The 25736-nt window shown below is 50.8% G+C and carries 29 protein-coding genes; 21 read left to right on the forward strand and 8 right to left on the reverse strand.

Annotation, left to right across the window (positions count from 1 at the left end; genetic code table 11):
* Window positions 1-33 precede the first annotated feature (33 nt).
* The 15 genes from I2D94_RS00750 to I2D94_RS00820 all read left to right on the forward strand — a co-directional run bounded on the left by I2D94_RS00750 (window position 34) and on the right by I2D94_RS00820 (window position 14701).
* Window positions 34-1929, forward strand: coding sequence for a SpoIIE family protein phosphatase (locus I2D94_RS00750; RefSeq protein WP_195395256.1), 1896 nt, complete (start codon window positions 34-36; stop codon window positions 1927-1929).
* Between the two features lie 150 nt (window positions 1930-2079).
* Window positions 2080-3303: a tRNA lysidine(34) synthetase TilS gene (tilS, locus tag I2D94_RS00755; RefSeq protein ID WP_195395257.1), complete on the forward strand. Its 1224-nt coding sequence runs from the start codon at window positions 2080-2082 to the stop codon at window positions 3301-3303.
* A gap of 21 nt (window positions 3304-3324) precedes the next feature.
* A complete protein-coding gene (hpt, locus tag I2D94_RS00760; protein ID WP_072685442.1) occupies window positions 3325-3864 on the forward strand; it encodes a hypoxanthine phosphoribosyltransferase in 540 nt (179 codons plus the stop codon).
* 21 nt (window positions 3865-3885) lie between these two features.
* The gene (ftsH, locus tag I2D94_RS00765) at window positions 3886-5808 is read left to right on the forward strand and encodes an ATP-dependent zinc metalloprotease FtsH (protein ID WP_072685443.1); all 1923 of its coding nucleotides are present in this window, start codon (window positions 3886-3888) and stop codon (window positions 5806-5808) included.
* A gap of 315 nt (window positions 5809-6123) precedes the next feature.
* On the forward strand, window positions 6124-6405 hold the full coding sequence (locus I2D94_RS00770; RefSeq protein ID WP_195395258.1) for a helix-turn-helix domain-containing protein: 282 nt from the start codon (window positions 6124-6126) through the stop codon (window positions 6403-6405).
* Window positions 6406-6469: 64 nt separating this feature from the next.
* A complete protein-coding gene (locus tag I2D94_RS00775) occupies window positions 6470-7315 on the forward strand; it encodes a Nif3-like dinuclear metal center hexameric protein (protein ID WP_195395259.1) in 846 nt (281 codons plus the stop codon).
* Between the two features lie 464 nt (window positions 7316-7779).
* Window positions 7780-8886, forward strand: a complete 1107-nt coding sequence (locus tag I2D94_RS00780) for an SIS domain-containing protein (protein ID WP_072685447.1) — start codon at window positions 7780-7782, stop codon at window positions 8884-8886.
* Window positions 8883-9305, forward strand: coding sequence for a PTS sugar transporter subunit IIA (locus tag I2D94_RS00785; protein WP_195395260.1), 423 nt, complete (start codon window positions 8883-8885; stop codon window positions 9303-9305). Before I2D94_RS00780 ends, I2D94_RS00785 begins: the two co-directional genes overlap by 4 nt.
* Window positions 9306-9368: 63 nt before the next feature.
* Complete coding sequence (locus I2D94_RS00790; RefSeq protein WP_195395261.1) at window positions 9369-9866, forward strand: PTS sugar transporter subunit IIB; 498 nt, start codon at window positions 9369-9371, stop codon at window positions 9864-9866.
* A 25-nt stretch (window positions 9867-9891) separates the two neighbouring features.
* The gene (locus I2D94_RS00795; protein ID WP_195395262.1) at window positions 9892-10659 is read left to right on the forward strand and encodes a PTS sugar transporter subunit IIC; all 768 of its coding nucleotides are present in this window, start codon (window positions 9892-9894) and stop codon (window positions 10657-10659) included.
* Window positions 10660-10673: 14 nt separating this feature from the next.
* A complete protein-coding gene (locus I2D94_RS00800; RefSeq protein WP_072686122.1) occupies window positions 10674-11483 on the forward strand; it encodes a PTS system mannose/fructose/sorbose family transporter subunit IID in 810 nt (269 codons plus the stop codon).
* 25 nt (window positions 11484-11508) lie between these two features.
* Entirely contained in the window at window positions 11509-12231 is a 723-nt protein-coding gene (locus I2D94_RS00805; RefSeq protein WP_006057916.1) for an N-acetylmannosamine-6-phosphate 2-epimerase, read from the forward strand.
* On the forward strand, window positions 12224-12895 hold the full coding sequence (locus I2D94_RS00810; protein WP_195395263.1) for a hypothetical protein: 672 nt from the start codon (window positions 12224-12226) through the stop codon (window positions 12893-12895). Before I2D94_RS00805 ends, I2D94_RS00810 begins: the two co-directional genes overlap by 8 nt.
* A complete protein-coding gene (locus I2D94_RS00815; RefSeq protein ID WP_072685451.1) occupies window positions 12896-13600 on the forward strand; it encodes a GntR family transcriptional regulator in 705 nt (234 codons plus the stop codon).
* Between the two features lie 12 nt (window positions 13601-13612).
* Window positions 13613-14701 carry an SIS domain-containing protein gene (locus tag I2D94_RS00820; RefSeq protein WP_195395264.1) on the forward strand — a complete coding sequence of 363 codons (1089 nt, stop codon included), beginning with the start codon at window positions 13613-13615 and terminating at the stop codon, window positions 14699-14701.
* 159 nt (window positions 14702-14860) lie between these two features.
* Here I2D94_RS00820 and I2D94_RS00825 read toward each other — a convergent pair whose 3' ends face one another.
* From I2D94_RS00825 to I2D94_RS00855, 7 genes are all read right to left on the reverse strand, one after another.
* Window positions 14861-15073, reverse strand: a complete 213-nt coding sequence (locus tag I2D94_RS00825) for a DUF3791 domain-containing protein (RefSeq protein WP_039863790.1) — start codon at window positions 15071-15073, stop codon at window positions 14861-14863.
* 2 nt (window positions 15074-15075) lie between these two features.
* A complete protein-coding gene (locus tag I2D94_RS00830) occupies window positions 15076-15315 on the reverse strand; it encodes a hypothetical protein (RefSeq protein ID WP_006057910.1) in 240 nt (79 codons plus the stop codon).
* On the reverse strand, window positions 15315-15620 hold the full coding sequence (locus I2D94_RS00835) for a DUF3990 domain-containing protein (RefSeq protein ID WP_370544602.1): 306 nt from the start codon (window positions 15618-15620) through the stop codon (window positions 15315-15317). Before I2D94_RS00835 ends, I2D94_RS00830 begins: the two co-directional genes overlap by 1 nt.
* 135 nt (window positions 15621-15755) lie before the next feature.
* Complete coding sequence (locus I2D94_RS00840) at window positions 15756-16580, reverse strand: PTS system mannose/fructose/sorbose family transporter subunit IID (protein ID WP_195395265.1); 825 nt, start codon at window positions 16578-16580, stop codon at window positions 15756-15758.
* Window positions 16581-16582: 2 nt separating this feature from the next.
* On the reverse strand, window positions 16583-17323 hold the full coding sequence (locus I2D94_RS00845; protein WP_195395266.1) for a PTS sugar transporter subunit IIC: 741 nt from the start codon (window positions 17321-17323) through the stop codon (window positions 16583-16585).
* 15 nt (window positions 17324-17338) lie between these two features.
* A complete protein-coding gene (locus I2D94_RS00850) occupies window positions 17339-17839 on the reverse strand; it encodes a PTS sugar transporter subunit IIB (protein WP_117894699.1) in 501 nt (166 codons plus the stop codon).
* A 14-nt stretch (window positions 17840-17853) separates the two neighbouring features.
* Complete coding sequence (locus I2D94_RS00855) at window positions 17854-18252, reverse strand: PTS sugar transporter subunit IIA (RefSeq protein ID WP_195395267.1); 399 nt, start codon at window positions 18250-18252, stop codon at window positions 17854-17856.
* Window positions 18253-18597: 345 nt separating this feature from the next.
* On the opposite strand from I2D94_RS00855, the gene I2D94_RS00860 reads away from it, so the two are divergent.
* The 4 genes from I2D94_RS00860 (at window position 18598) to I2D94_RS00875 (ending at window position 23510) form a co-directional block, all read left to right on the forward strand.
* Window positions 18598-19734, forward strand: a complete 1137-nt coding sequence (locus tag I2D94_RS00860; protein ID WP_195395268.1) for an SIS domain-containing protein — start codon at window positions 18598-18600, stop codon at window positions 19732-19734.
* A 63-nt stretch (window positions 19735-19797) separates the two neighbouring features.
* Window positions 19798-20568 carry a GntR family transcriptional regulator gene (locus I2D94_RS00865; protein WP_195395269.1) on the forward strand — a complete coding sequence of 257 codons (771 nt, stop codon included), beginning with the start codon at window positions 19798-19800 and terminating at the stop codon, window positions 20566-20568.
* Between the two features lie 328 nt (window positions 20569-20896).
* Complete coding sequence (locus I2D94_RS00870) at window positions 20897-21850, forward strand: Gfo/Idh/MocA family protein (RefSeq protein WP_195395270.1); 954 nt, start codon at window positions 20897-20899, stop codon at window positions 21848-21850.
* A gap of 184 nt (window positions 21851-22034) precedes the next feature.
* Complete coding sequence (locus I2D94_RS00875) at window positions 22035-23510, forward strand: MATE family efflux transporter (protein ID WP_195395271.1); 1476 nt, start codon at window positions 22035-22037, stop codon at window positions 23508-23510.
* 317 nt (window positions 23511-23827) lie between these two features.
* On the opposite strand, the gene I2D94_RS00880 is transcribed toward I2D94_RS00875, so the two are convergent.
* Window positions 23828-24427: a pyruvate kinase alpha/beta domain-containing protein gene (locus I2D94_RS00880; protein ID WP_195395272.1), complete on the reverse strand. Its 600-nt coding sequence runs from the start codon at window positions 24425-24427 to the stop codon at window positions 23828-23830.
* Between the two features lie 152 nt (window positions 24428-24579).
* On the opposite strand from I2D94_RS00880, the gene I2D94_RS00885 reads away from it, so the two are divergent.
* Window positions 24580-25245, forward strand: coding sequence for an HAD family phosphatase (locus tag I2D94_RS00885; RefSeq protein ID WP_195395273.1), 666 nt, complete (start codon window positions 24580-24582; stop codon window positions 25243-25245).
* Window positions 25246-25328: 83 nt separating this feature from the next.
* Window positions 25329-25730, forward strand: coding sequence for a PTS sugar transporter subunit IIA (locus tag I2D94_RS00890; protein WP_195395274.1), 402 nt, complete (start codon window positions 25329-25331; stop codon window positions 25728-25730).
* Window positions 25731-25736: the final 6 nt, after the last annotated feature.

Genomic DNA, 25736 nt, shown 5'->3' on the forward strand with positions numbered 1-25736 from the left:
CTTTCTTACAATAGCCTTAAGAAGGTGAAAAACATGAGTCAGCTGACCCTAAAGAAGTCTACGGCATGGCTCCGGAAGTTTCATAGGAGCGATGGGTTTTTAGTTTTCAGTTTTTTCTTCACTGCGCTTTCGTTTCGATCCGCAGTGTTTCTTTATCCCGGACTGGCCTTTTTCTATCAGCGCAACCGCAGGGAGGGAATGGCGGCGGCAATCGGCACGCTGGCTGGCAGCTGTTTCTCTGGCTTTGCCGGATTTTACTGTCAATTACTGCTGCTGGTCTTCTTCCTGCTGCTGATTTGTCTGATCCAGCTTTTGCGGCAGAATTTATTCGCGTGGTTTCCAATGATCTGCGGTCTGAACGTCCTGCTGGCCAGTCTGGCGACCGGAACGGCCTTCGCGCAAGGGTTGGCCGCGGCGGGGGCGGGGGTTCTGATCTGCCGCTTCACCCAGTCGGACTGGATGTGGATCGACACGGAATTCAAGCTCAGCATGATGATGCTGGGAATTCTCGGAAGCAGTCTGATCTATCCGATCATGACCATCTTTCCATTGGAAGGCGCATGGATGGCGTCGGTGCTGGTGATGGCATGTCTGGCCATGACGATGCCGGTGCGTGAATATCTGGCGTTGTGTTTAGGCTTGTTATTCTGTTTTCCCATCGGCAGTCATACGCCGGTCTGGTGCGCGGCGTTGTTATTGTTGAACATCCTGCGTCAGGATATGGGCTGGCTGCGCTTCTTAGGCTGGATGGTGCCGTTAATCTGGACCCGGCAGCCAGCCTGGTCGCTGGCTTCAGCGATCGTGATCTTTCTGGCGGCGCAGCAGTTCCCGACCTCGCAGATCACGCAGCGCTGGGTGAGTGAGGAAAAACAGACGCTGAACGGTCAGCGGATCGAAGGCCGCAAGCGGACTTTACTGCACCAGTTATCGCAGTTTTCGCATATCTTTGATTTGATCGCCGATTATTTCAAACCGATTCAGCCTAGTCAGTCGCAGATTCTGGAGGGCATGGCCGATGCTCTGGATACCGTGGCGATGCAGATGAAGCAAAGCGTCGTGGATGACGAAGCGCTGAGCGATAAACTGGTGAATCTGTTGGAAGGGTATCACTTTGAAGTCAAGCGCGTCCATGTTCAGCAGTGGGAGGAAGGTCCGCTGCAGGTAGTGATCGACTTCTCCCAGCTGTCGCACAGCGAATTGGAGGAAGTCGTCCTGCCTCTGATCCACATGGTCGTCGACCCGGATCTGAAGGTGACGCGGTTTCAGCGCAACCGGATTTTCTATACCGGCAGCCGGCTGGAGTTGTCGACCTCTCAGCCTTCAACATTGAAAACACGGTTATTTACTTTAAAGAAGGATCCTGAGGTTTCCGGCGATACCAGCGCGGTGTTCCGCAACGGCCAGACAACGATCTGTACGATCAGCGACGGGATGGGCTGTGGCCCCCAGGCGGCCCGCAGTTCCCAATTTGTCACGCAGGTGCTGCAGCGGATGCTGAGCGCCAAGCTGCCGGTGGAAGCGGCGGTGCAGAGCATCAACGCTCTGCTTCACGCCGATCAGCGGGAGTTGTTCGCAACCTTGGATTTCCTGTGTTATGACCAACGCCGCCATCAGGCGTTCCTGAGCAAGTCCGGCGCATGTCCGACATATCTGATCCGGGAGGATCAGATCATGGAAATCAGCGGTGAATCGCTGCCGATCGGGATCATTCAGGAAATCGAAACAGATTGCTTTCAGATTGACTGTCAGGATCAGGACTGCTTCGTGATGAGCAGCGACGGCGTGGAAAAACAAGTGCTCGATCAGTGGATCCGCGGCGGCGATCCGGATCAGATTCTGCAGCGGATTGAAACCGGTCTGCAGGCGATGGAGGAAACCGGCTGCGCCGACGACGTGACCGTGTTAATCGCCCGTGTCAGCAAGCGCTGACGCGGGTTTTTCACATTTTGGACTTCAAAACAGAAAAAAAGCCTGAATTTATACAATAATCCGGGATTGTCGCAGGCGAATCGCTTGGCAACGGAATACTTCTGTGGTTCAATAAATAAAACCAGGATTCAAGCGGAAGGAGGCGGTACGATGCGGTGGAATCAGCTGGCGGAAAAAAAGTGGATCGTGGGTGTTTCCGGGGGGCCGGATTCGATGGCGCTTCTGGATTTGTGCCGCCGACATCGTGTGAGCGTTGTGTGCGCCCATGTGAATTATCATCATCGGCCGACTGCCGACCGCGATCAACAGATCGTTGAAGCGTATTGCCGCAGCTATGCGATCCCGTTTTATTCGCTGGATCCGGTCAAGGAAACGTCCGGAAACTTTCAAGCCTGGGCGCGCGAGGCGCGGTATGCCTTCTTTGCGCGGCTGGCCGATCAGGAAGCGGCGGCAGGTGTTCTGATTGCTCAGCATCTGGACGATTTTCTGGAAACGGCGCTGCTTCAGCAGGAGTCTGGAAGGCAGTGCGAAGTGCTGGGCATCCGGGAAGAAGGCCGGGTGCTGGGCGTGGTCGTCGTCCGGCCGTTGTTAAGCTGGACGAAGCGGCAGCTGCAGGAATACTGCGGCCGGCATAAAATTGCCTATGGGATCGACGAATCCAATTTGAGCGACGATTACCGCCGCAATCGGCTGCGTCATCATGAACTGGCGGAACTCAGCGAAGCGCAAAAGCGGAGTGAAGTCAGAAAACTGAAGGCGCGCAACCGCAATCGTCAGAAAAAGAAGGAAGCTGTCAAAGCGAAGCTGAATCCTGCGGATCCGGTCATTTCCCAGGAAATATTTCTCACGCTGAGCGAAGCGGAACAACGAATTTTCCTGCGGGCATGGATGCAGGAACAGGGCGTGGTTCCGCCTTCAGAAGCCTTTCTCATCGAGCTGATCAAAGCGCTGAAGCAGAAAAACGGGAATTTCGACGTGAGTTTCAGTAAAGACCGCCGGTTTCAGGCGGCTTACGGATTCTTTTCACTTGACTTCACAGAAGAGGTATCTTATTGTTATGTTCTGGATAAAATAGAATTGTTCGCGACGCCGTATTTCAGGATCGCGGAGAACGGAGAATCCACGGAAGCGGTCACACTCTATCAGGAAGACTTTCCGATCACGATCCGCAATCCCCGTCCCCAAGACGCGATACAGCTCCGATTCGGCACAAAACGCTTAAACCGGTGGTTTATCGACAGGAAGATCCCGCCGGATCAGCGCCGGCGCTGGCCGGTTGTCGTCAACCGCCGCGGCGAGATCGTTCTGGTCCCGAAAATAGGCTGCAATGTCGCACATTACTCTAACAATCCAACTTGTTTTGTGATAAAATAGGGATATTCTGGAGGTTTGGCTATGCATCCGTGTTTAGAAAAAGTTTTACTTAATGAAGAAGAAATTGTAGCTCGCTGCAAAGAGTTGGGACAACAAATTACCCAAGAGTACAAAAACAATGAACAACCACCGCTGTTAGTCGCGCTGCTGAAGGGATCCGTCCCTTTTTTGGCAGAATTGATCAAGCACATTGATCTGGACATTCAGTTTGATTTTATGGACGTTTCCAGCTATGAGGGAACAGAGTCGATCGGCGATATCAAGATTATCAAGGATCTGGACTGCTCTGTCAAAAATCTGGACATCCTGTTGGTCGAAGACATCGTCGATACCGGCAGAACGTTAAAAACGGTCAAGACGATGCTGAAAAACAAAGGGGCGCGGACTGTCCGCGTCGTCACGCTGCTCGATAAGCCGGACCGCCGGGTTGTCGATATTGAGGCGGATTATACCGGCTTTGAAATTCCAAACGAATTCGTAGTCGGATTTGGACTGGACTTCAATCAGAAGTACCGCAATTTCCCTTTTGTCGGTGTCCTGAAAGAAGAATGCTACAAGTAACGCTAGCGAAGGAGTGATACAATGCGTAATAATCGTTGGATCAATTTTGTTCCGTATCTGATTGTGATCCTGGCGCTGTTCAGTTTGATGAACATGAATACCGGGACTGCGACACAGAATCTGACCTACAACGAGTTTCAAAAGTTAGTTGAAGAACAGAAAGTCACCGAAAGTGCAGTGACGGTCGGCGACAATGTGATTAAAATCAAGGGTGTTTTCGAACAGGACGGCAAGAAGGTCGGCTTTACCGCTTCCGTGCCGCGCTCGGAAACCGAAGTCGACGCGCTGATGAGCGCGCTGGAAGCTGCCGACGTCAAGGTCAGCGACATGAACGAATCGAATCTGTTTTTAGATACGATCTTATCGTTGATTCCGTTTGTGATTTTCGGTGCGATGGCGTTTTTCCTGATTTCCAAGATGAACGGCGGCGGCAATAACAAGGCCTTTGAATTCTCAAAATCCCGGGCCCGGCTGGAAGGCAACATCAAGGTTCGCTTTGACGACGTTGCCGGGTGCGATGAAGAAAAACAGGAAATGGCGGAAATTATCGACTACCTGAAATCGCCGAAGAAGTTCGCCAAGATGGGCGCGCGGATTCCGAAGGGCATCCTGATGGTCGGTTCGCCGGGTACTGGTAAAACATTATTGGCGAAGGCGGTTGCGGGTGAAGCGGACGTTCCGTTCTATTCGATTTCCGGTTCGGATTTCGTTGAAATGTTCGTCGGCGTCGGCGCCAGCCGTGTCCGCGACATGTTTAAAAAAGCGCAGCAGACAGCCCCGTGTATGATCTTCATTGATGAAATCGACGCGGTCGGCCGCCAACGCGGCGCGGGTTTAGGCGGCGGTCATGATGAACGGGAACAGACATTAAACCAGCTGTTAGTCGAGATGGACGGTATAACGGACAATGCCGGAATCGTCGTGATTGCGGCGACCAACCGGCCTGACGTCCTCGATCCGGCGCTGTTGCGGCCGGGCCGTTTTGACCGTCAGATTACCGTTTCTCTGCCGGACCGCAGAGGCCGTAAGGCCATTCTGGAAGTCCATGCCCGCAACAAGAAGCTGGCTCCGGAAATTGATCTGGACGCTTTAGCGAAGCGGACGCCGGGCTTTTCCGGTGCGGATCTGGAAAACGTGCTGAACGAAGCCGCGATTCTGGCGGTGCGGGAGAACAGCGATTTAATCCACATGCACAATCTGGACGAAGCGATTGACCGCGTCATGATGGGACCGGCCAAGAAGTCCAGAAAATATGATGAAAAATCCAAGAAATTGGTGGCTTACCATGAGTCCGGCCATGCGATTGTCGGCCTGAATCTGGAAAACTCCAATATTGTTCAGAAAGTGACGATCATTCCGCGCGGCACCGCCGGGGGCTACAACCTGATGACGCCGAAGGAAGAAAAGATCATGAACACGAAGAACGACCTGATGTCGGCGATCACCGGCTACATGGGCGGCCGCGTCGCGGAAGAAGTGTTCTTTGACGATATCACAACCGGCGCGGTGAACGATATCGAGCAGGCGACGAAGATGGCGCGGGATATGGTCACGCTGTACGGCATGAGCGATCTCGGCCCGGTTCAGTATGATCATGGTCAGCAGAACGTCTTTTTGGGCCGCGATTACAACTCGGCGAGCAACGTATCCGGACAGGTTGCGTTTGAAATTGATCAGGAGATTCGCAAGATCATCGACCAGTGCCATGATGAAGCCAAGAAGATTATTCTGGAGCACAGAGATGAACTGATCAAAATCGCGGAAGCGCTGATTGAAAATGAAACGCTGACTGCCGAACAGATTGATAAGATCATTAAAGGCGAACCGTTTTTGGATCTGCCGACACCGGAGATGAAAGCGGCAGCTGCCACGGAATCGGCGGAATCTGCGTCCACGATTGCGGAAACGCCGGAAAATTCACGTCCGGAAGCGGAAGCTGAATAAGTTAACGAAAGGTGGTCTATGCGGCCATCTTTTCTTGTTTGCCAAGGATGAGCGTATGATCTGTTATACAGCGGATCGTTTTGAAATGATTCTGGCTGCGGGGAAGAGGATCATATTCCAGAATTGGAATACAGAACAAGGCTGCCGAAGCGTTGGAATCGAAGCAAGTTGGAAATCAGGTATGGTTTATTGGACCGGGAATCGATTATAATTAAGAAGTTCAGAGTTTATTGCAACCTTCTCAAATTGACAATAACCTGAAAAAAACAGAATAAACGATGGACATGCAGGCTATGAAGTAAGGCAGGAATAACTATGGAATACAATCAAATTTTAGCGAAACGGATACAGGAACTATGCAGGCTTAAACACATCTCAGTAGAGATCTTGGGGAAAAAAGCGAAGATTAACGAGCGGACGTTGACGCGGATCGTAGAGGGAATGTATAAAAATCCAGGTATGGCAACAATTTTCCGCATTGCCTGTGCTTTTGATATGACTTTGGCGGAATTTCTGGATTTTCCTGAAATCAATGATTATGAATTTTCCGAATCCGGATGCGCCTCTTTGTCGAAGACGAAGGATTCCGAGGGATAAAACGGGCGATTCAGGCATAGAAAAAGCCGGAAAAAGGGGTTACAATACAAACAGGAGGTTTGTTATGAAAATTAGTGAAGTCATACAGAAAATGAAACAGTATCATCGCGGAATCGCCAATGGCAAACCGATTGACGACGCGGTAACCCGGGATCAGATCCTTTACGGAAATCCGGATCAGGAATGTACCGGCATCGTGACGACGTGTTATGCTTCAGTCGACGTCATCCGCAAGGCCAGCGCCAGCGGCGCCAATCTGATCATCAGTCATGAAGCGCTGTTCTGGAATCACGGCGATCATACCGACTGGCTGGACGAAGCTCGGAATAAAACCTTTCTGGCAAAAAAGCAGCTGCTGGATGAAACCGGCATCGTCGTCTGGCGGGATCATGATTATATCCATTCCGGGATTCCGATGAACGGCGGCTATGTAGACGGGATTTTTCATGGCGTTATGGTCACTTTAGGCTGGGAAAAATATTTATGCTGCGATCCGGTCCGCCCGATGGTTTTTGAGATACCGGAAACGCCGGTTAAGGAAATTGGACGCCTGATCATGGAGAAATTCCATCTGATCGGATTGAAAATGCTGGGAAACACCGAGGCGAAGGTCAGGAAAGTCGCGATTGCCAGTCACATCCTGGGCGGCGACAACGACATGATCACCCGGATCGATCAGGAAAATATCGACTTGTTGATCTCGATGGAACTGATCGATTTTACCGTCAGCGAATACATCCGCGACAGTGCGATGCTGGGGATGCCGAAAGCGATTCTGGCAGTCGGCCATTTTAATACGGAGGAACCGGGAATGGAATACATGGTCAGCTATATCCCAAAAGCGCTGGGCGAAGCCGTTCCGTGCCGTTATATCCAGTCCGGCGATATGTATGAATTCATGACTGCTTAAACGATGGCATAATTTTCTTAAGGGGCAAAGGTGTTCAGATGCCGCCGGATAAGCTTAAACAGAAGGAATCAAAGTCAGTTGTTAAACGACAGCTGGCTTTTTTTATTGTATCGAAGATCAGTTTTCTGATCCCCATTGCTCTGAAAAATTCCTGCGTCAAAACAACGGGGGAACTGAATGTAAAAAATATAAGAGATAAAAATATAGTCATATTATTGAATGATTATACATATATAGTGCTAGGCGTAAGGCGAGAGAGAGGGCGAAAGACAAAGAGAGAAAGCGAAAATAAATAACATAATAAAGCAATAAATGATTACAAAGTCACTGATTTACGATGCTTTCATTCCAACTCAAAAAGAAAATCCTACAAAAATCTACAAATTTATCTTGACGTAAGCGTATTCACGAAATATATTATGTATATACAATAAACAAAAACATGATTATACAGGAGGAGAAAAATGGAAAAACCGACGATGGCTGGATATATTCTGGATCAAGGCCGGGCACTTCGTCAGTCGTTTGCCGAAAGAGCCTGTTTCGTCAATCCGATGATTGAATTGTTCCTGAATCAAGATATCCGGAAAGTTTATTTTCTGGGTTCAGGAACAAGCTATCATGCGGCGCTGAGCTTTAAGAACTGGTTTGAAAAATACCTGAAGGTGGAAGCGGAAGTCGTGATTCCGACGGTATTTACGAATTATACGCAGATCAATAACAATGAGATCTATCAGCCGCATCAGATTCTGGTCGTCGGCATCAGTCAGTCAGGCACCAGCGTTTCCACGGTGGAGGCGATGCGCAAAGCTAAAAATGCGGGCTACTTTACCGTTGCGCTGACGGAAGCGTTGTCCAGCCTGATCACCCGCGAGGTCGACGTCGTCGTGCCGTTAACCTGCGGCAAGGAAGAAATCCCGATCGAAACCCGAGGCTACATCATCACGCTGCTGACCGGTTATCTGTGGGCTGTTGAAATTGCCTCGGCGCTGGGACAGCTGGAGAAAGCGCAAAGCGAGCAGAAACTGCAGGAAGCGGAAACGATGCTCGAGCATTTCGATGCGTTGATCGAAGAAGTCCAGCAATGGATCGACCGCAATCAGCCGGAGCTGCTGGACATGAAAAAGGGGCATATCGCCGCTTATGGAACAAATTATCCAACCGCGCTGGAAGGCGTTCTGAAAATGTATGAAACCTTCCACAAGCCGCTGAGCGCCTATGAATTGGAGGAACTGATCCACGGGCCGCAGATGGCGTTCGACGATCAAACCTACCTGTATTTCATCGCAAGCAATGAAGTTGAACGCACGCGGATTCCACTGTTTCTGGACTGGATCCGGGAGAATGAAGTGACCGAGCACGTCTTTGTCTTTTATGCCGATCAACAAGCAACAAATCCGAAGGATCTGCATTTCCGCAGTCCGATCGCGCCCGACTTGAGTCCGCTGGCCTTCGTTGTTCCCTTCCAGCTGATGGCGGCCCGTAATTGTGAGGAAATCGGCTACGACACCAGCGTCTATCCGCCGAAACGCCGGGCGTTCGCCCATAAGAAACCGGAGGAACAAGCATGAATCAATTTCTGATCGCCACCCATTCCACGCTCGCCGAAGGGCTGGCCAACGCCATTCATTTCTTCAACAGCGACGCCGCTAACATTCATTATATCAACGCCTATGTCGAAGATAATGAATTTGAAAAAGCGCTGCGCGCCAAGCTGGCTGCCATCGAACCGGGCAACCTGGTTGTTCTGACCGATCTGGCCGGAGGCAGCGTGAATCAGATCGCTGCGAAGCTGATGCAGGAAATGGCCTTTGTCTTGGTGACCGGCGTCAACTTTCCGTTAGTGCTGGAAATGGTTTATCAAAGCGAAGACATTACACCGGAGCTGGCCGCGCAGATCGTGGAGCGCGCAAGAGCGGAAATGATGTGCATGAACACGCTGAACACTGACGCTGAAGAAGCAGATCTAACCGAGGACGACGAGCTGTAAACAAAATCATTGAGGTAATGACCTGAACTGAATCAGGCGTTATAAAAAGGAAAGGAGGATTTTATGATTATTTTAGTCAGAGCGGACGACCGGTTAATTCACGGCATAGTGGCTGTGTCCTGGACTTCCGCGATCAAGCCGGAAACGATTCTGGTAGCCAACGACGAGGCGGCAGGGGACAGCTTTAAGGCCGCGACGATGAAACTGGCCAAACCGGCAGGCGTCAAATTGATCATCAAGACTATCGCGGATTCGATCAAGGCGCTGAACAATCCGATCAATGACCGGAAGAAAATATTCCTGGTCACGGAAACTGTCGAGGATGCCTGCACTATCTGGGAGAGCGTTAAGGGGATCGCCAAGCTCAACATCGGCACAGCCGGCGTCAACAAGAAGCCGGGCGAGGACTACATCCCGACGCTGCCGCAGGTCTTCATGACGCGGAAGGAATTTGAATGCGCCAAGAAAATGGCCGACGCCGGCGTGGAAGTCTTTGCGCAGATCACGCCGTCTTTGGACCGCATGAACTTCAAAGATATTGAAAAAATATTTGCCAAATAAAAAATTATAAGGAGGGCAAAAACTTATGCTACAGGGATTCTTAGTCGCGCTCGTCGCAACCTTGATCTACATGGAAAGCCGCATCGGCGGTCAGCACATGCTCGACCGACCAATTCTCATCGGCCCGATCGTCGGCCTGATCATGGGGGATTTCACCATGGGTTTAATCATCGGCGGCAATCTGGAACTGGTCTGGATGGGCTTAGTCGGTATCGGAACGTCCACACCGCCGGATGTCGTTGTCGGCAGTGCGCTGGCCACTGCGCTAGCAATCAAAACCGGCGCTTCCTATGAAACCACGCTGGCTCTGGCGATTCCAATCGCGCTGTTGGCTCAGGTCGGTTCCATCGGCGTCTGCATCCTCAACACCACCTTCGCGCACCACGCTGACAAATGCGCCGACAAGGGCGACTGGAAGGGCGTTGAAATGTCCAACTGGATGGGCAGCGCGCTGTACTTCGTCTTCAAATTCACGATGATTTTCTTAGGCTTCTTAATCGGCGGCGACGTCATCACGGCGATCGTCAACAACATTCCGCCCGTTATCCAATCCGGTTTGGCTCAGTCCGGCAACCTGCTTCCGGCGTTAGGAATCGCGATGTTGATTCAGCTGACCTTCGACAAGAAGTTCGCGGCGTTCTTATTCCTGGGCTTCGCTTTAGTCGCTTTCTTCAACGTCAGCACGATCGCCGCGGCGGTGATCGGCGTAATCTGCGCTTATGTTTACTATCAGTTCGCTCCGAGCGGCAAGTCCGGCTCCATGAGCGCCAGCGATGAAAGTGAGGAACTGTAAGATTGACGATCGGCATGAAAAAATTAAGCTCGAAAACCTTAAAGAAAGTTTATAATCGTCACTATCAATTATTGGGATGCTTCAACTATGAACGTCAGATGTCGACAGGCTACGCCTGGACAATGATGCCCGCCATCCGCGAGCTGTACGGCGAAGATGAAGCGAAGATGAAGGCCGGCGTCAAACGCCATCTGGAATTCTTCAACTGCGCGACCACACCGAGTCCATTTATCATCGGGATCACCTGCGCGATGGAGGAACAGTGCGCCAGTGCGCCGGACGGCGAATTTGACGTCGCTTCGATCAACTCCGTCAAGGCAGCTTTGATGGGACCGTTAGCCGGCATCGGCGACAGCTTCTTCTGGGGCACCTTCCGCGTCATCGGTGTCGGTGTCGGCGCGCCGTTAGCGGTCGCCGGCAACATCTTAGGCCCGATCCTGTATTTCCTGATCAACTTTATTCCATCGGAAATCGTCCGCCGCGTCGGCTTCAAAATCGGTTATGAAGGCGGCAGCGAATTCCTGACCCGGATTTCCGAAGACGGCACGCTGAACAAGCTGACGGAAGCCGCCCGCATCATGGGTCTGGTCGTTATCGGCGCGATGATGGCTTCAATGGTCAACGTCAATCTGGTTACAGTCCTCAACATTAACGGCGCGCAGGTTGTCCTGCAGGAGATCTTTGACGCAATCTGCCCGAAGATTCTGCCGCTGGGACTGACCTTCGCGTGCTACTGGGGCTTACAGAAACGCTATTCCGGCACGGTCATCATGATCGCACTGCTGGTTCTGGGTGTTCTGGCTGTCGCTTTGGGTCTGTTGTAATCGAATGAAACAGGGGTGAAACGGGATGAAAAAACAAGAAGTTCTGGAAAGCCTGAAAGACGGCTTAATCGTTTCCTGCCAGGCGGTGCCGGAGGAACCTCATTATATGGAAGGCATCACCGTCAAGTTCGCGGAGTGCGCGGCTTGGGCAGGAGCGAAAGGCATTCGCGCGAATTCCCCGGAGGATATCCGGGCGATCAAAGCGCAGGTCGATCTGCCGGTCATCGGAATCTGGAAAATCAACCGCAATGTGAAGGACGTTTATTTAACACCGAATCTGGAAGCAGCCAAAGCGGTATGGGAAGCCGGCGCGGAGATCATCGCCGTGCAGGCGACGCATCACTACCGCGACGATGGCAAGCTGGCGTATGAAACGATCCGGGAAATCAAGGAAAACATTCCGGAAGCGCTGATCTTCGCCGATGTCAGCACTGCGGAGGACGCGCGGATTGCCGCGGAAATGGGGGCGGATTTCGTCGCCCCAACCTTAGCCGGGTATACGAAAGCCGGCGCCTTCGACAAGCTGGAAATCAAGGACGCTCCGGATTATATCCTGCTTCGGGATATCGTCGACGCCGTTAAAGGCACCGGCGCCCGCGTCATCATGGAGGGCAAGGTGGCCACACCGGAGATCGCGGTTCAATGCCTGTATATGGGCGCTTACGCCGTCGTTGTCGGCAACGCGATCACGCGTCCGCACATCACGGCCAAACGGTTTGCCCGGGCGCTGAACCGGTTCCATGACTAATCCGATCCTCTGGATCACGCTGCTGTGTTTGTTCGGCAGCGTGATCTATAAAAAATGGGTGAGCGAGAAAGCGCTGCGGAAGCTGTATGCGTTTAAAATGAAACAGGATACGGACAGCTTTCTCAAACTGCTCGATTCCCCTTACTGCCGATTTAATTTTTCCAAGGTGTCGCTGTTGATGATGAAGCTGAACTATTTTATTGATCTGCAGGATCATGATCAGGTTCGCGCGACCTACGCGCAGTTCGCTTCGCTGAAGATGAACGCGGATGAAAAGATCGCGCTTTATTCCCGGATGTTCGGCTACGCCCTGCAATTTCGCGACCGCGCGCTGGCCGAGACCTGCCGCGACCAGCTGATGCCGTTGTTAAACGGGAAAAAGGGACAGAAAGCGGAACTGATCCGCGGGGAAGTGGAACAGCTCGACCGTATTTACATCCAGAAAGACACCACGTTAATCCAGGAGCTGACCGAGGCGCTGCCGGAATGTGAAAACGACGAAATCAAGTCGCTGATCGCTTTCCGTCTGGCTAAACTTTACCATTATAAAAACCAGCCGGAACAGGTAGAGATTTACCTGAACCAGGCAATGCGGTATACTAATAATGATAAGAATAGAAAATCGCTGATGGCGATGATCAGCGATCCCTCGGAGCTGGATTAAATGAATAAATATGAACAAATAATTAATTACTACCGTCAACAGATCGTCGATAAAGTGCTCAAACCGGGCGATCAACTACCCAACGAAATCGAAATTGCGCAGGCGTTTAAGGTCTCACGCATGACCGCAAACAAGGCCCTGAATATCCTGGCCCAGGAAGGCTGTATCCGCCGGGTCAAAGGACAGGGAAGCTTTGTCGACAACCAACAGATCGTTAAGGCGATCGGCAACCTGACGAGTTTTACCGACGACATCACGAAGATGGGGCAGAAGCCGGGCGCGATTCTGATCGAATATCGGATCGAGCGGGCGGATAAACTGCCGAAGCTGATGGAAAAAATGAAGCTGAGTCCGGACGATGCGATTCATTATATCGTGCGCATCCGCACGGCGGATGAAACGCCGATCGCGATCAGCTATACCTATCTGTCGCAGAAATACATGTCCAGCGTGGACCTGCGGAAGATCGAAGGCTCGGTCTATCAGATCATGCAGGAAAACGGGGCGCAGTTTAAGTACAGCGACGGCGAGATGACGGCGATGATGCCGACGGAAGAAGAAAAGCGGTTGTTGAAAATCAAGGATGTGGCGTTATTGCGTAACATCACCTGGATGTACGACCAGGACGACGATCTGATCGAATACACGGAGATGCTGTATATCGGCTCCCGTTATAACTATTACTACCGGACAGTCAATCAATAAGGAGGCTAATTCATGACGGAAAAAAACTGGGATATGTACCAGTATATTCTGGAATCCAAGCCGGCGGTGCGCAACATCGTCGAGCACCAGGATGAAATATTCAAAGAAGCGCTGGATTACTGCGCAGACGGCACGATCGAACAGATCTATGTCGTCGGATCAGGCACATCCTATCACGGCGCGCTGGCTTGTAAAAAGCTGCTTGAGGATGTGCTGAAGGTTAAGGTCTTTGCCAGCTATCCGATGCAGTTTAAGGACAATGAACTGATTCTGAACCCGCACACGCTGGTCATCGGAATTTCCCAGGCCGGCCGCAGTTCTTCCACGATCGCGGCGCTGGATAAAGCGCGGAAACTGGGCTTAAAGACGATCGTCGTTACCGGCGAGGCCGGCAAACCGGTCAGCGATCATGCGGACGTCACGATATTGCTGGCAATCGGCATGGAATATGCCGGCCCGAAGACCAAGGGGTATATCGGCACGATGGCGACGATTATGCTTCTGGGCATGAAGCTGGCGGTGCGTTTAGGCCGGATTTCAGAAGAAGAGAAAACGCGGTTAACGGAACAGATGGTGAAAACCTGCGACAACATTCCGGAAATTGCGGAACAGGCGAGCCAGTGGTATCTGCGCAATAAGGAAGATCTGCTTCCTTGCCGCCGGATGATTCTGGTCGGCTATGAAAGCTGCATCTCGGCCATGATGGAAGGCACGCTGAAAATTCTGGAAGCGGTGCGTTACAGCGTCGTCGGCTACGAGCAGGAAGAATTCATGCACGGCGTATATCATTCGATTCACGAAGACACGATGATGGTTTATCTGGCTTGCCCGGGGCAGTATTTTGAACGCTGTCTGCGGATGCGGGATTACTTCGCCCGTGAGCGGCATAACCCGAACTATGTGATCACTTCGGATGCTTCCCAAGCTGAGGATCCGCACAACTTCGTTTATCCGTTTGTCAACGATCCGTATTTCGCAACGATGGAGTATATTGTGCCGCTGCAGGTGCTGGCGAGAAAATTATCGCTGGATCTGGGCATAGACTGCAACGTTGCCAGCGATCCGGATTTCCACAAAAAGATGGGCAGCTATACTTACTAGATCGTTTTCCTCCCTTTCCTCGAATCCAGGAAGTGAAATGCTGCGTCTGCCAAAGGATCATTTTCGGCAGAAAGTTCAATAAAAAAGCGTTGTCCTTGAAGGCAGCGCTTTTCATATAGAATGAGCGGGTTCCGATTCAGTTTATTTCTGGGTTTGCAGTTAAACCATCGCTGATTGTCTGGCTTCAATATATAGATCAATATCTTCGACAATATACTTTTCTCCGGTTGTATGCAAAGCTTCAAAACAAGAATAGATGTAATCCCATACACGGTATTTTGTGAACAATTCAGAAACCTGTCTGCCGGTTAAGCCTTTTGCGGATTTATACCTTTCGATACAATAGATTAAAAAATTACCTTCTTTACTCATCATCATGCCTCCTCCGGGAATGTGAATGTGCCTGTCTTTTTTTCTTCATCGAACATATTGAACAAAGTCAGCGCACTCAAATGCCACAACTTCGTATCTTCCTGCTCCAGAAAAGAATATACCTGAGAGTCATAAAATTCTTTAGAGGCAGTAACTTCATCAAACGGGTAATTCTCAGTGATCAGGTGGACTACCTGCGGAACAAGAAGTATGAGCATCGCTTCAAATTTCTGCTTTTCCATTAAAATTCCTCCTCCGGCACCGTGCCAATAAACTTTAAGTAGCTTAACGCTTTTCCTGAGGTGAGCACTAACTGATTATACAGCTTTTTGATTTTAAGAGCCTCCAAGGTCTGTTCCTTAGTCAATGCTCCAGCGGTATAAAGGGTAAATGTGGTGTAAACATTATCGTTAGCAACAGGTCCCAGGATAAAGTCAGATGTTTCTCCCGCATAGTTGCCTGATCTGTTATCTGATACGAAAAAAAAATAGTATATCCTAATTTCAGAAACCCTTAATAAAACACTAAGATCAACTGAATATCCCACACATGATTTGTTCTTAATATCAATAGTTTATGCTCATCTAATCCTAGGTCGAGTAGGAAACTTTATTCCTACTTCTATAATCCGAAAAAGCAGGCGATCTCTCAGCCTGCTTATCCTGAAACTATCTTTGCCAGCTTATCCCATCGGGAAGAAACCGACCGCCGTTAATAAAATGCCTAAGCCCAACAAAAGGAATAACAGCTTGTTGACGCTGACTCCTTTCTGGATGTAATGATAAACAACGACAGATAAGACCAACGGCAGTAAATTCGGCATGATGCTGTTGAGAACATCCGCCAGAATAAACGAACCGCCGCCCATGTTCAGCTGCAGGGAGACCGGCACCGCGACAATCGTCGGAACCAGTCCGCCGATGACGACCAGACCCAGAATCTTTGCGGCCTCCGTCACTTTTTCCAGAGTGCCGTCAGCCTGGATTTTCGCCAGGAATTCCCGGCCACCCTGATACCCCAGCTTAAAGCCATAGACACGGGTCAAGGTTGACGGCAGTAAATTCAACAACAGATACAGCACGACCCCGAGCAGATTGCCGGCCGCAGCCAGCGGAGCGCCGATCCCGCAGGCGATTACCCGGAACGTTCCCCAGAAGAAGCTGTCGCCGATCCCGGCCAGCGGTCCCATCAAAGCGATCTTGACGGAACTGATCGACTGTGGATCAAACGTACCTTCCGGTGCGTTGGCGTATTCCTCTTCCATCGCGCAGGTGATGCCCAGACAAAACGGTACGAAAGCGCAGGTCGTATTGAACATGACGTTGTGACGGATCAGGGCTTCTTTCAGATCTTCCGGATCCGGATAGAGTTTCTGCAGCGCCGGAAGCAGGGCGCGCATGTAGGAAATCCCTTGCTGCTTATCGTAGGTATAACACCCCAGCGCCTGATAGGAACGCCAGAATACCTTATTCAGTTCCTTTTTTGATAATTGAACCGGATTCGTCATGATTAGTCGTCCTCCTCTGCTCTCGGTTTAAATTGATAATAGATGTATGCGCAGACCAATCCCGTCAGTGCGACGCCCATCGTGCCCATTCCCAGATAGGTTGGAAGCAGGAAGCCCAGCGCAAAGAAGCCGGCATATTTCCAATCAAACGTAAATTTCAGCAGAATGCCGATGCCGATCGCAGGCAGGAGCTTGCTGGCATTGATCAGACCGTAGCGGACGACGCCCGGAATGGAATCAATGACCGCCTGGATCGCGACGGATCCGGCCATAAAGCCCAGGGCGATAACGACAAAGTAGACGATGAAATAAATGATGCCTCCGCCGATTCCAGTCCACCAGATCATCTTGGTATCACAGTTTTCCACCGCTTTGTTCGTCAAGGAAGACAGAACGGCAGAGTTCACCGACGAGATAAACGTATTCATAACGCTGGCCAGCAGCGCGACCGGGATTGCCAGCGCGACGCCTTCCTCGACGGTCAGACCACTGGTGATGACCAGCGCCGAGGCCAGCACGCTGCCGCTGACAACCTCTGTCGGCGCAGCCCCGATCTGAACGACACCGGCCCAGATCAGCTCCAGCGTACCGCCGATGATGACGCCTTGCTTTAAATCCCCTAACAAAAGTCCGACGAGCGTACACAGCCAGATCGGCCGCGCGATCATCTGCTGCCCGAACCAGGATTGTTCGATCCGTCCGTAACCCGCGACAAGACCGACGAGAATAGCTTGTAAAATCATACCCTTTTCTCCTTCTTATTCAAATTTTTTAGCGAAATCCGTAAAATCAACGGCCGGCATTTGCGGAGTGATCTGCGCGAACACCTCGACGCCCTGATCATGAATGCGTTTCAGACACGCGAATTCTTCTGGGGAGGCAAAGACGCCGTCGCTGATCTCCACTTTTCCTTCGGTTACCCGCCCCTTTGTACCGTCGACTTCAGGGCCGACATTGACGCGGCGAATCTCCGGACATTGGCTGACGAGCGCTTCCGCGTCGGCGATGGTGCCGACCGTGATAAAGATTTTCTTCGCTTTGTATTTCGGTCCGTTCAAGCGGTCAACCGCCTTGGCCAGCGTCCAGACATACATGTCCACATTGGCCGGCTTGGCCAGCTTTAACGTCATTGTGTGAAAACTGTCGTTGGCCGCCGCATCGTTGGCAACCACTAAAACGTTCGGCTTGAGTTCCCCGACCCAGGTTACGGCGACCATGCCGTGAACCAGCCGTCCGTCGACGCGCAATAAACTGATCATATTGATTTTCCTTTCTAGTCGTCCTCTTCCCCGCAATGAAGCAACAAGTCGTTCATGTAACAGGTTTGACGACAGGCATTCGCAATGATTTCCTTTAAGTGCAGTCCATCCAGATCGGTTTCTGTAAAAACACATTCCAGAATCATCGCCAGATTCATACCCGTGATCAGATGGAATGAGTAATTACGCAGGTTTTTGAAAAAGATCTGATTGACGGAGCCTCCGTATAAATCGGTAAAGACGATGCAGTTTTGGCCGGCATATTGTTGAAGGATTTTTTCCACCTTTGCTTCAAAGCCGGATTCCTGAACGGTTTGTTCCAAAATGACGATGTTTCGGGCGCCGAAAAATTCCAGCGTTTCCTTCATGCCCGACGCAAGCCGGCCATGGGCGGCGATGATAATTTGATTCATTCGATGTTTTTTCCCCCTTTCAATGGATGAAACTGGATGAGAGCTGCCTGATTTAAACTCAGTATAATCTATAAATATATATTTGTAAATATAAAAATTATAAAAATATATATTAAAAATTATAGCCAACAATAATTACATCCCTAATATAAGACAGATTTGCATGACTTCCAGCATATTTCTGACAAAAAACCGCTGAATATCCCGAATTCTTGGGGAACAGAAATGATTTCCAGAAAAGGTAATTTTCAATAAATATATATTTACTGTTGATTTTGGAACAGATTGTGGTATATTTATGATGAGCTGCCCGATGATTCAAGAAAAAGGAGAACAGAATAAAGCATGGAAAAGGAAAAACTCTCAATGATCGGTCATATTCAGGATACACCCCGGGTTTTAAAGAAGGCTTACGCTACCCGCAATGAATATATGACCCGCTTTGTTGACGCTTTTGTCGAGCATGATTTTAAGAAGGTCTATTTCCTGGGATCCGGTACTTCCAATCATGTTTCGATGGTTATTAAAAATCTCTTTGTCGAGCTGCTGCACGTTGAAGGCGTTGCCTGCGCGCCAACGTTGTTTACCTATCATGAGAATCCGAATCCGTCCGGAATTTTTAAAAAAGAAGAAATCTGCGTCATCGGCTTTTCACAGCACGGCGACAGTATCTCGACCTGTGAAGCGGTAAAAAAAGCTGCGGATGACGGGTATTTCACCATTGCGGTGACCGAGCAATTAAACAGCGTGCTGGAAGAACTGGCTGACGTATACTGTCATTTAGTCTGCGAAGAAGAAGAAATCGGTCCGGAAACGCGCGGTTATACGGAAACCATCTTCCAGTTTTACATCCAGGCCATTGAGATCGCGCGGCGTAAAAAACTGATTGATCAAGCCTATTATCAGCAGTTGGATGAAGCGGCCAAGGCGTTGGCCGACAACCTGGAAATAGTTGTCAATGAGTCGATCGACTGGTATAATCGTAATAAAGAAGAATTTTATCAAATGACAAAATCCTCCATCGCAGGCTATGGTCTGAACTATCCAACGGCGCTGGAATCACGCCTGAAATTCTTTGAAACGTATTCCCGGCCGTGTACCGGTTATGAAATGGAAGAACAGATGCATGGACCGATGCGGGCTTACAATCAGGATAACTATATCTTTATGATCGCTTCCGAGGGCCGGAAAGAACTGGAACGTTTGAAAGAGTTAGTTCCATATTATAAAGACGTCTTCACAAAACATGTATTTGTGGTCACCTGTGAGGAGGATGTGGCAAGTTCAGAAAGAGATCTGAAATTCTCAGTGAAAACGACGGATCTGCTTTCGCCGATTCTCTATGTGATTCCTTTTCAGGTGCTTTCAGCACTGATCTGCGAAGACACGGGAATCGACACGAAGGTCAGTCCGGTCAAAAAGCGTTACGTTTCGTCGCATTATCCAAGCCTCAGACATGGAAATGTGGAAGAAACGAAATAAATAGAACACGGCAATTCTGAGAACAAAAGAATTGCCGAAAGTTTAAAAAGCAGGGGGTAAAACATGCCGAAACTTCCAAAATATGTGGAAATCGTGAATTACTTTAAAGAGAAAATCGAAAGCGGAGAGATTGCCAACGATGAACCGTTTCCGCCGGAAAGCGAGATCTGCGCCAGGTTTTCCACCAGTCACATGACGGTTTCCCGGGCCATGAACGAATTAGCCGTGCATGGGTTTATCAAGCGGATAAAAGGCAAGGGCACGTTCGCAGATGACAAATTCAAGGCGAAGATCAAAAAAAGCTCGGTGCGGACTGAAAGCATTACGGATATGATCCGCAACGCCGGATTGGAACCGTCGGCTGAATTGATTAAATATGGAATTATCAAAGGCAAGGAAGCTCCGGACATCGCCGCTCTGCTGCATGTAGCGGAGGACGACTTTCTGCATTTCTTCATCCGGACACGCTTCGGCAACGGCAGTCTGATCTGTATTTCGTATTCCTATATCTCGCAGAATATTCTGCCGACGATGGATATTAAACGGCTGGAAGGTTCACTGAACCAGTACATCGAAGAATTGGGGATTGAGCGTTCCTACGGATATATGGAATTGGGGGCCTGTCTGCCCAGCGCGGAACAGGCCAAGCTGATCGGCTCCAATCATGTTCCTCTGCTTCGTCAGACAATCCTGTGGAATGTCAACGACGAACCCTTTGAATTAACGACGCACTATTTTGTTGGAGATAAGTTTACGATCACGCAGGATAAGATCACGGCGCGGTCCACACAGACGACGCTGTCGGATCACGCGCGGGAACCGCTGGTCAAGTAAGGACTTTCCGGCAGATCCGTCGGATCTGAATGGATTGTTCTTCCTTCATTCTGCTTCAGATAAAAAATGTAAAAAGAAGGGACGCTCTCATTGAAGGAGCGTCCCTTTAGTTCTTCCGGCTTCCGTACAATCCGGGTAAACGGAACACTTTTGGAATCGGAAGTTCCATAACAAAGTCGGTGAAGAATCGGACATCAATAAGAAATTCAATACAGTCCATGATCAGGAAAAATAGAAAACCGTAAGAAATCCGTTATAAAAATTCACAATTCTCCGCTTTTTCTTTTCCCCGGGCAGGCGTATAGTGATGTCAAAGGAGTGTGAAGTTATGCGATTTGGAATATTAGGTTATGGCGGGATCGCGCAGCGCTTCGTTCATGACAGCGTCCAGGTTGAAGAAGCGGAGATTACATGGATTGCTTCTCAGACCTCAGCTAAGCGGGAAGCGGCGGCCGCGGCGGTGTCGGGCGCGCGGATTGTCGACAACTATCAAGCCTGTCTGACCAGTCCTGAGGTCGACTGCGTTTACATTGCGCTGCCGCATGCGCAGCATAAAGCGATGACGCTGGCGGCGCTGGCGCAGCATAAACATGTCCTGGTGGAGAAACCCGCCGCATTTACCAGCGCGGACTGGGATCAGCTGTGCGCGGAAGCGAAACGTCAGGATTGCTTCTTAATGGAAGCGCTGAAGACGCCGTTTTACCCGACCAGCGCGATCGTCAAAAATCTGATCGAAGACGGGGCTATCGGGCAGGTGACCGGCGCCGATGTCAATTACTGTTACGATTTAAAAGGCCAGACAAAACCGGGCTGGTACATTCTGGATCCTCTTCAGGGCGGCGCGCTGTACGATATCGGCAGCTATCTTTATTATTTCGTGCTGGATCTGTTTCCGGACCTGACGCCGACTCTGACCGTGACGGCCCAGCTGCGCGATCACATCGACGTTCACTTCCAATGCGAACTGATGACGGCCAGCGGCGCGCGCATTCTGACCGAAGGCGCGATCGACCGTGAACGTCCGCGTGAAGCTGTGATCCGGGGAACGGAAGGCACGCTGCGGATTCCTTACTATTACCGGGCCGAGGAAATCATTCTGGAAAACGCCCGGGGAATACAGACGATCCGGCCGACGATTCAGTATACCGATCTGGCGGGGGAGATTGCGGAAGTCTGCCGCTGTGTTGGCAACGGCTGGCGGGAAAGCCCGCTCTATCCGCAGGCCAAGACCCGGGAAGTGCTGGCACTGATGGAAGCAATCCGCAGCCAGTTTCCCCATTGAAATCATGGGAATCAAAGTGTGCGAAGACCTTCGTTTCTAATCCGCAAACAATAAAATCTTTTGTTGATTCAGCCCAGAGGAGAAAAAAAACTTCACCAGAAATGGTGATTTTTTTCAGCTTCTGCCGCTGAACTGGACTTTCTATACTGAAGGAAGAACGAAGGTCAGAGCGGAGGGGAAAGGGATGGATAAGCATCAGGAATCAATGAAACACTTTTACCGGCAGGCCCTGAATCTCTGTCTGGCGATGATCGCGCAGCAGCTGATTCTCAACCTGATCACGATTATTGACAACGTGATGGTCGGCCGGTACGGCGATCTTTTCGTTTCGTCGGCCGCGATTGTCAACCGCCTGTTTACGGTGCCGAGCAGTTTCCTCAACGGCATTCTGGCGGGCGGGGTTGTGTTTCTCGCCCAATATGCCGGAATTGATCAGCCGCAGCGGATGACTCAGACGTTCCGTTTTTCCCTGGCGGCTTCGATCGCGCTGTTGTTTCCGTTTATCCTGGCTGGCCTTGCTTTTCCGCAAACGCTGATCCGGCTGTTTTCTTCCGATCCGGCGCTGGAAGGCCCGGCAGCGGTCTACCTTCAGCTGCTGGCGCTGTCGATGATTCCTTATGTGCTGTCGCAGGCGATTACCAATGCGATGCGGGCGATCGGTCAGGTGCGCCTTCCGCTGTGGGGCAGCTGCGCCGCCGTCATCGTTAAGATTTTGGCGAATCTGATTTTGCTGGAGGGGATCCCTGGCGGCATGTTGGGGGCGGGTCTGGCGATGCTGCTGTGCCGGTGTGCGGAAGCTCTGATCATGATTGTCCTGATGAAACGCTCGCGGTGCGTCTATGCGCAGGCATGGAAAACGATTCCGAAAATGCCGCGATCGCTGGCGGTTCAGATTGGGAAAACAATGCTTCCGATCGGATTGAACGAATTATTCTACGGCCTGGGGCTGGCGATGTTATTTAAAGGCTACTCGTCGTTCAGTACGCCAATAACGGCCGGATATGCCATTGCGATGACCTACTATGAGCTGTTCCGGGTGCTTTTTCCTGCGGCCGGCACAGTGCTGACCATTCTGGTCGGTCCGGTTCTGGGACAGGGAAAGAAAGCGGAGGCCAGGGAGGTCGTGCGGCGTGTGTTCAAGCTGGCGCTGGGACTTTCCGTTGCGTTTGGAATCCTGATTGATCTCTGCCGCTGGACAATCCCGTTGATCTACACAGGTTCTGCGCTTTCGCTGCGGACAGCGGATGAGCTGATGCGGATCATGGCGCTGTTATTCCCGCTGGCGACCGGACATTTTCTTGTGTATTTCGTCTTCCGCAGCGGCGGGGACAGCCGGTCGATCTTTCTGATCGATTCCCTGTTCATGTGGATCATTCCGATTCCTTTGTTGATTGGATTAACGAGGGGAACTAACTTGCCGCTGACTGCGGTTTACTGCTTGGTGGAAGTCAGTTATGTACTGAAATGTCTGTTAGCACTGGCTTTGTTGAAAAAGGAACGATGGCTGAACAATCTGACCCAGCCGGAGGTTTCTCAAAAAGAGATGTCGGCTTCGAAGCGGGAAATTGAAAATGGCGACCCCGCAGTACCACAGACAAACCGGATCGAAGCGCTTGAGGAAAGTCCGGATGCTCCAACTCCGAAAATCTCGCAGCCCTAATCGAATTCTTTTTCTTCTATTCGGAAAGTGCATCTCAAAAGAAAGAAGAAAACGATGACTTTTAAGAGTACTATTCCGCTAAAGAGTTTTAAAGTAATGGGATTCATCGTTTAGGTGCGCACTGAAAAAGAAGGAGGATTAGGGAGAAAAAATTGAAAATGACCAATACGGTGAACGAGAAAAATGATAAAAATAAAGCAAACTCAAATGCGTTGAAATTAAGGCGGATGAATTGTATAATTAACTCATTAGAGGCTTATAGCGTTCTCTGAAGGCAAAACCTTCTTCATGAAAACGATAACGTGTTCTGACCGGGTCTATGTTGATGAATTTCTTCCTGAAGACCCGGAGTCCGGCATCAGCGCGGGCTTGCAGAGAATCTCGTGAATCCGGGTCGTGAGGATGGAGGCAGAATAGCCCGGCGTGATCACAATGGCAGTATCCGCTCCGCTTGCGGTTCCGCCCAGAGCTACGACGGGTTTTCCCCATTCGATCACGTCGGCGTCGAGCGCCATCACCGCACATTCAAAACAAACCTTGACGCCCTGACCCAAAGTCCGCAGTGTGGCGGCCATGATTTCCAGCGGATAAATCCCGCTGAACTGACGGCTCAGTCCCCGTTCCCCACTGCTTAACGCGTGGCCGGCGGTGACGATTACGACGCCCTGAGCTTCCAGTTCACGTTTGGTTTTTGCGTCCATCCGGTTGAGACCGCGAGCTTGCACGTCGGTGACGGAACGGACGTCGATCAGTTTTCCGGTAAATCCCTGTTTTCGGGCTTCGGCGATGACGATTTTGGCGGTCGCGCCGGAGGATGAGGCGAAGACGAGATCGGTATTCAGCTGTTTGGCTTTGCGGATGCCCTCGGCCACCGCTGCGTTGGTGTTGTGAGGTCCGGGTTGAGCAAATAAAAGCATGATTGATCGCTCCCTTCTGTTTCTATTATAGCGGATTGCCGCACAGAAATCAGGGGGAACGCTGCACTAAGCTTGGTGATCTTTTTCCGTTTTTGTTCCAAAGCACAATCTTCCTATAATAAATCCGCAGGAACACAGAAAGGAGGTTGAAGATGGAGAAAATCGTCATCTTTGATATGGACGGCGTGCTCGTCGATACCGAACCGGTTTATTACAAACGGCTTGAAGATTTTCTGATCAGCCGGGGTTATGCGTTTCCCCGCGCGGTGCTCGACCGGCTTGTCGGCGAAAGCAGCCGCAAAACATTTTCGATTCTAAAACAGGCGGATCCAGCATTTTATGATAGTGAGGAAACCTATCGCCGCGATTACCGGGCGTACCATCAGGGGCAGCGGATCGCGTACCGCGAGCTGGCGAATCCTCACGTACATCAAACGCTGAATCAGCTGAAAAACACCGGCTGGCGCCTGGCTCTGGCGTCCAGCTCGCCGCGCGCCAACATCGAACAAGTGCTCCGGGAGCTCGCGATCCTGCCCTTGTTTGAAGTGATCGCCAGCGGCAATGATTTCCGGGAAAGCAAGCCGAATCCGGAAATCTATCTGCACGTCGCCGCCGAGCTTCACGCCAAGCCTCAACAATGCACCGTGATTGAAGATTCCACCTACGGCATTCAGGCTGCCATCCGCGCCGGCATGCGCGTGCTGGCCAAGCGCGACCAGCGGTATGGATTTGATCAATCCCCGGCCCACGCCTTGTTTGACGATTTGGCGGAAATCCCGGCGCTGCTGGAAGGCCGCCCGGCTGATGCACTGCACTAGAATTAGTGAAATTAATTGAGTAGTTAATGATTACAAAGCTTTCTATAATGGCATTGAAAAGGACGAATGGAAAGAGGAATAATGTGAAATATCTGATCGCGAGTCATGGCGAATACGCCGCCGGACTGACCAGCGCGGTGTGCCGGCTGGCAGGCGAAAATCCGGACGTGACAGCCCTGTGTGCCTATACCGACGAAACGCCTCTGGAAACCCGCATGCAGAAGATCATGGCGGGGCATGAAGCGGAAACCTGGATTATCATGACCGACCTGCTGGGCGGCAGCGTCAATCAATACATGATGCGCAGCCTGCTGAAGCCCAACTGCCACATCCTCGCCGGGGTCAATCTCGAATTGATTCTCAACGTGCTGAAACTGGAAGAAACAGACGATCTGGCTGCCGATCTGCAGCGCTGCGTCAGCGAAGCGCAGAGCCGGATCTGTTATGTTAATTCATTTATTCAAAAGAAAGGAAGCGAGAGCTGAAAACAA

This window comes from Holdemania sp. 1001302B_160321_E10 (genome assembly GCF_015552275.1).
Taxonomy (GTDB): domain Bacteria; phylum Bacillota_I; class Bacilli_A; order Erysipelotrichales; family Erysipelotrichaceae; genus Holdemania.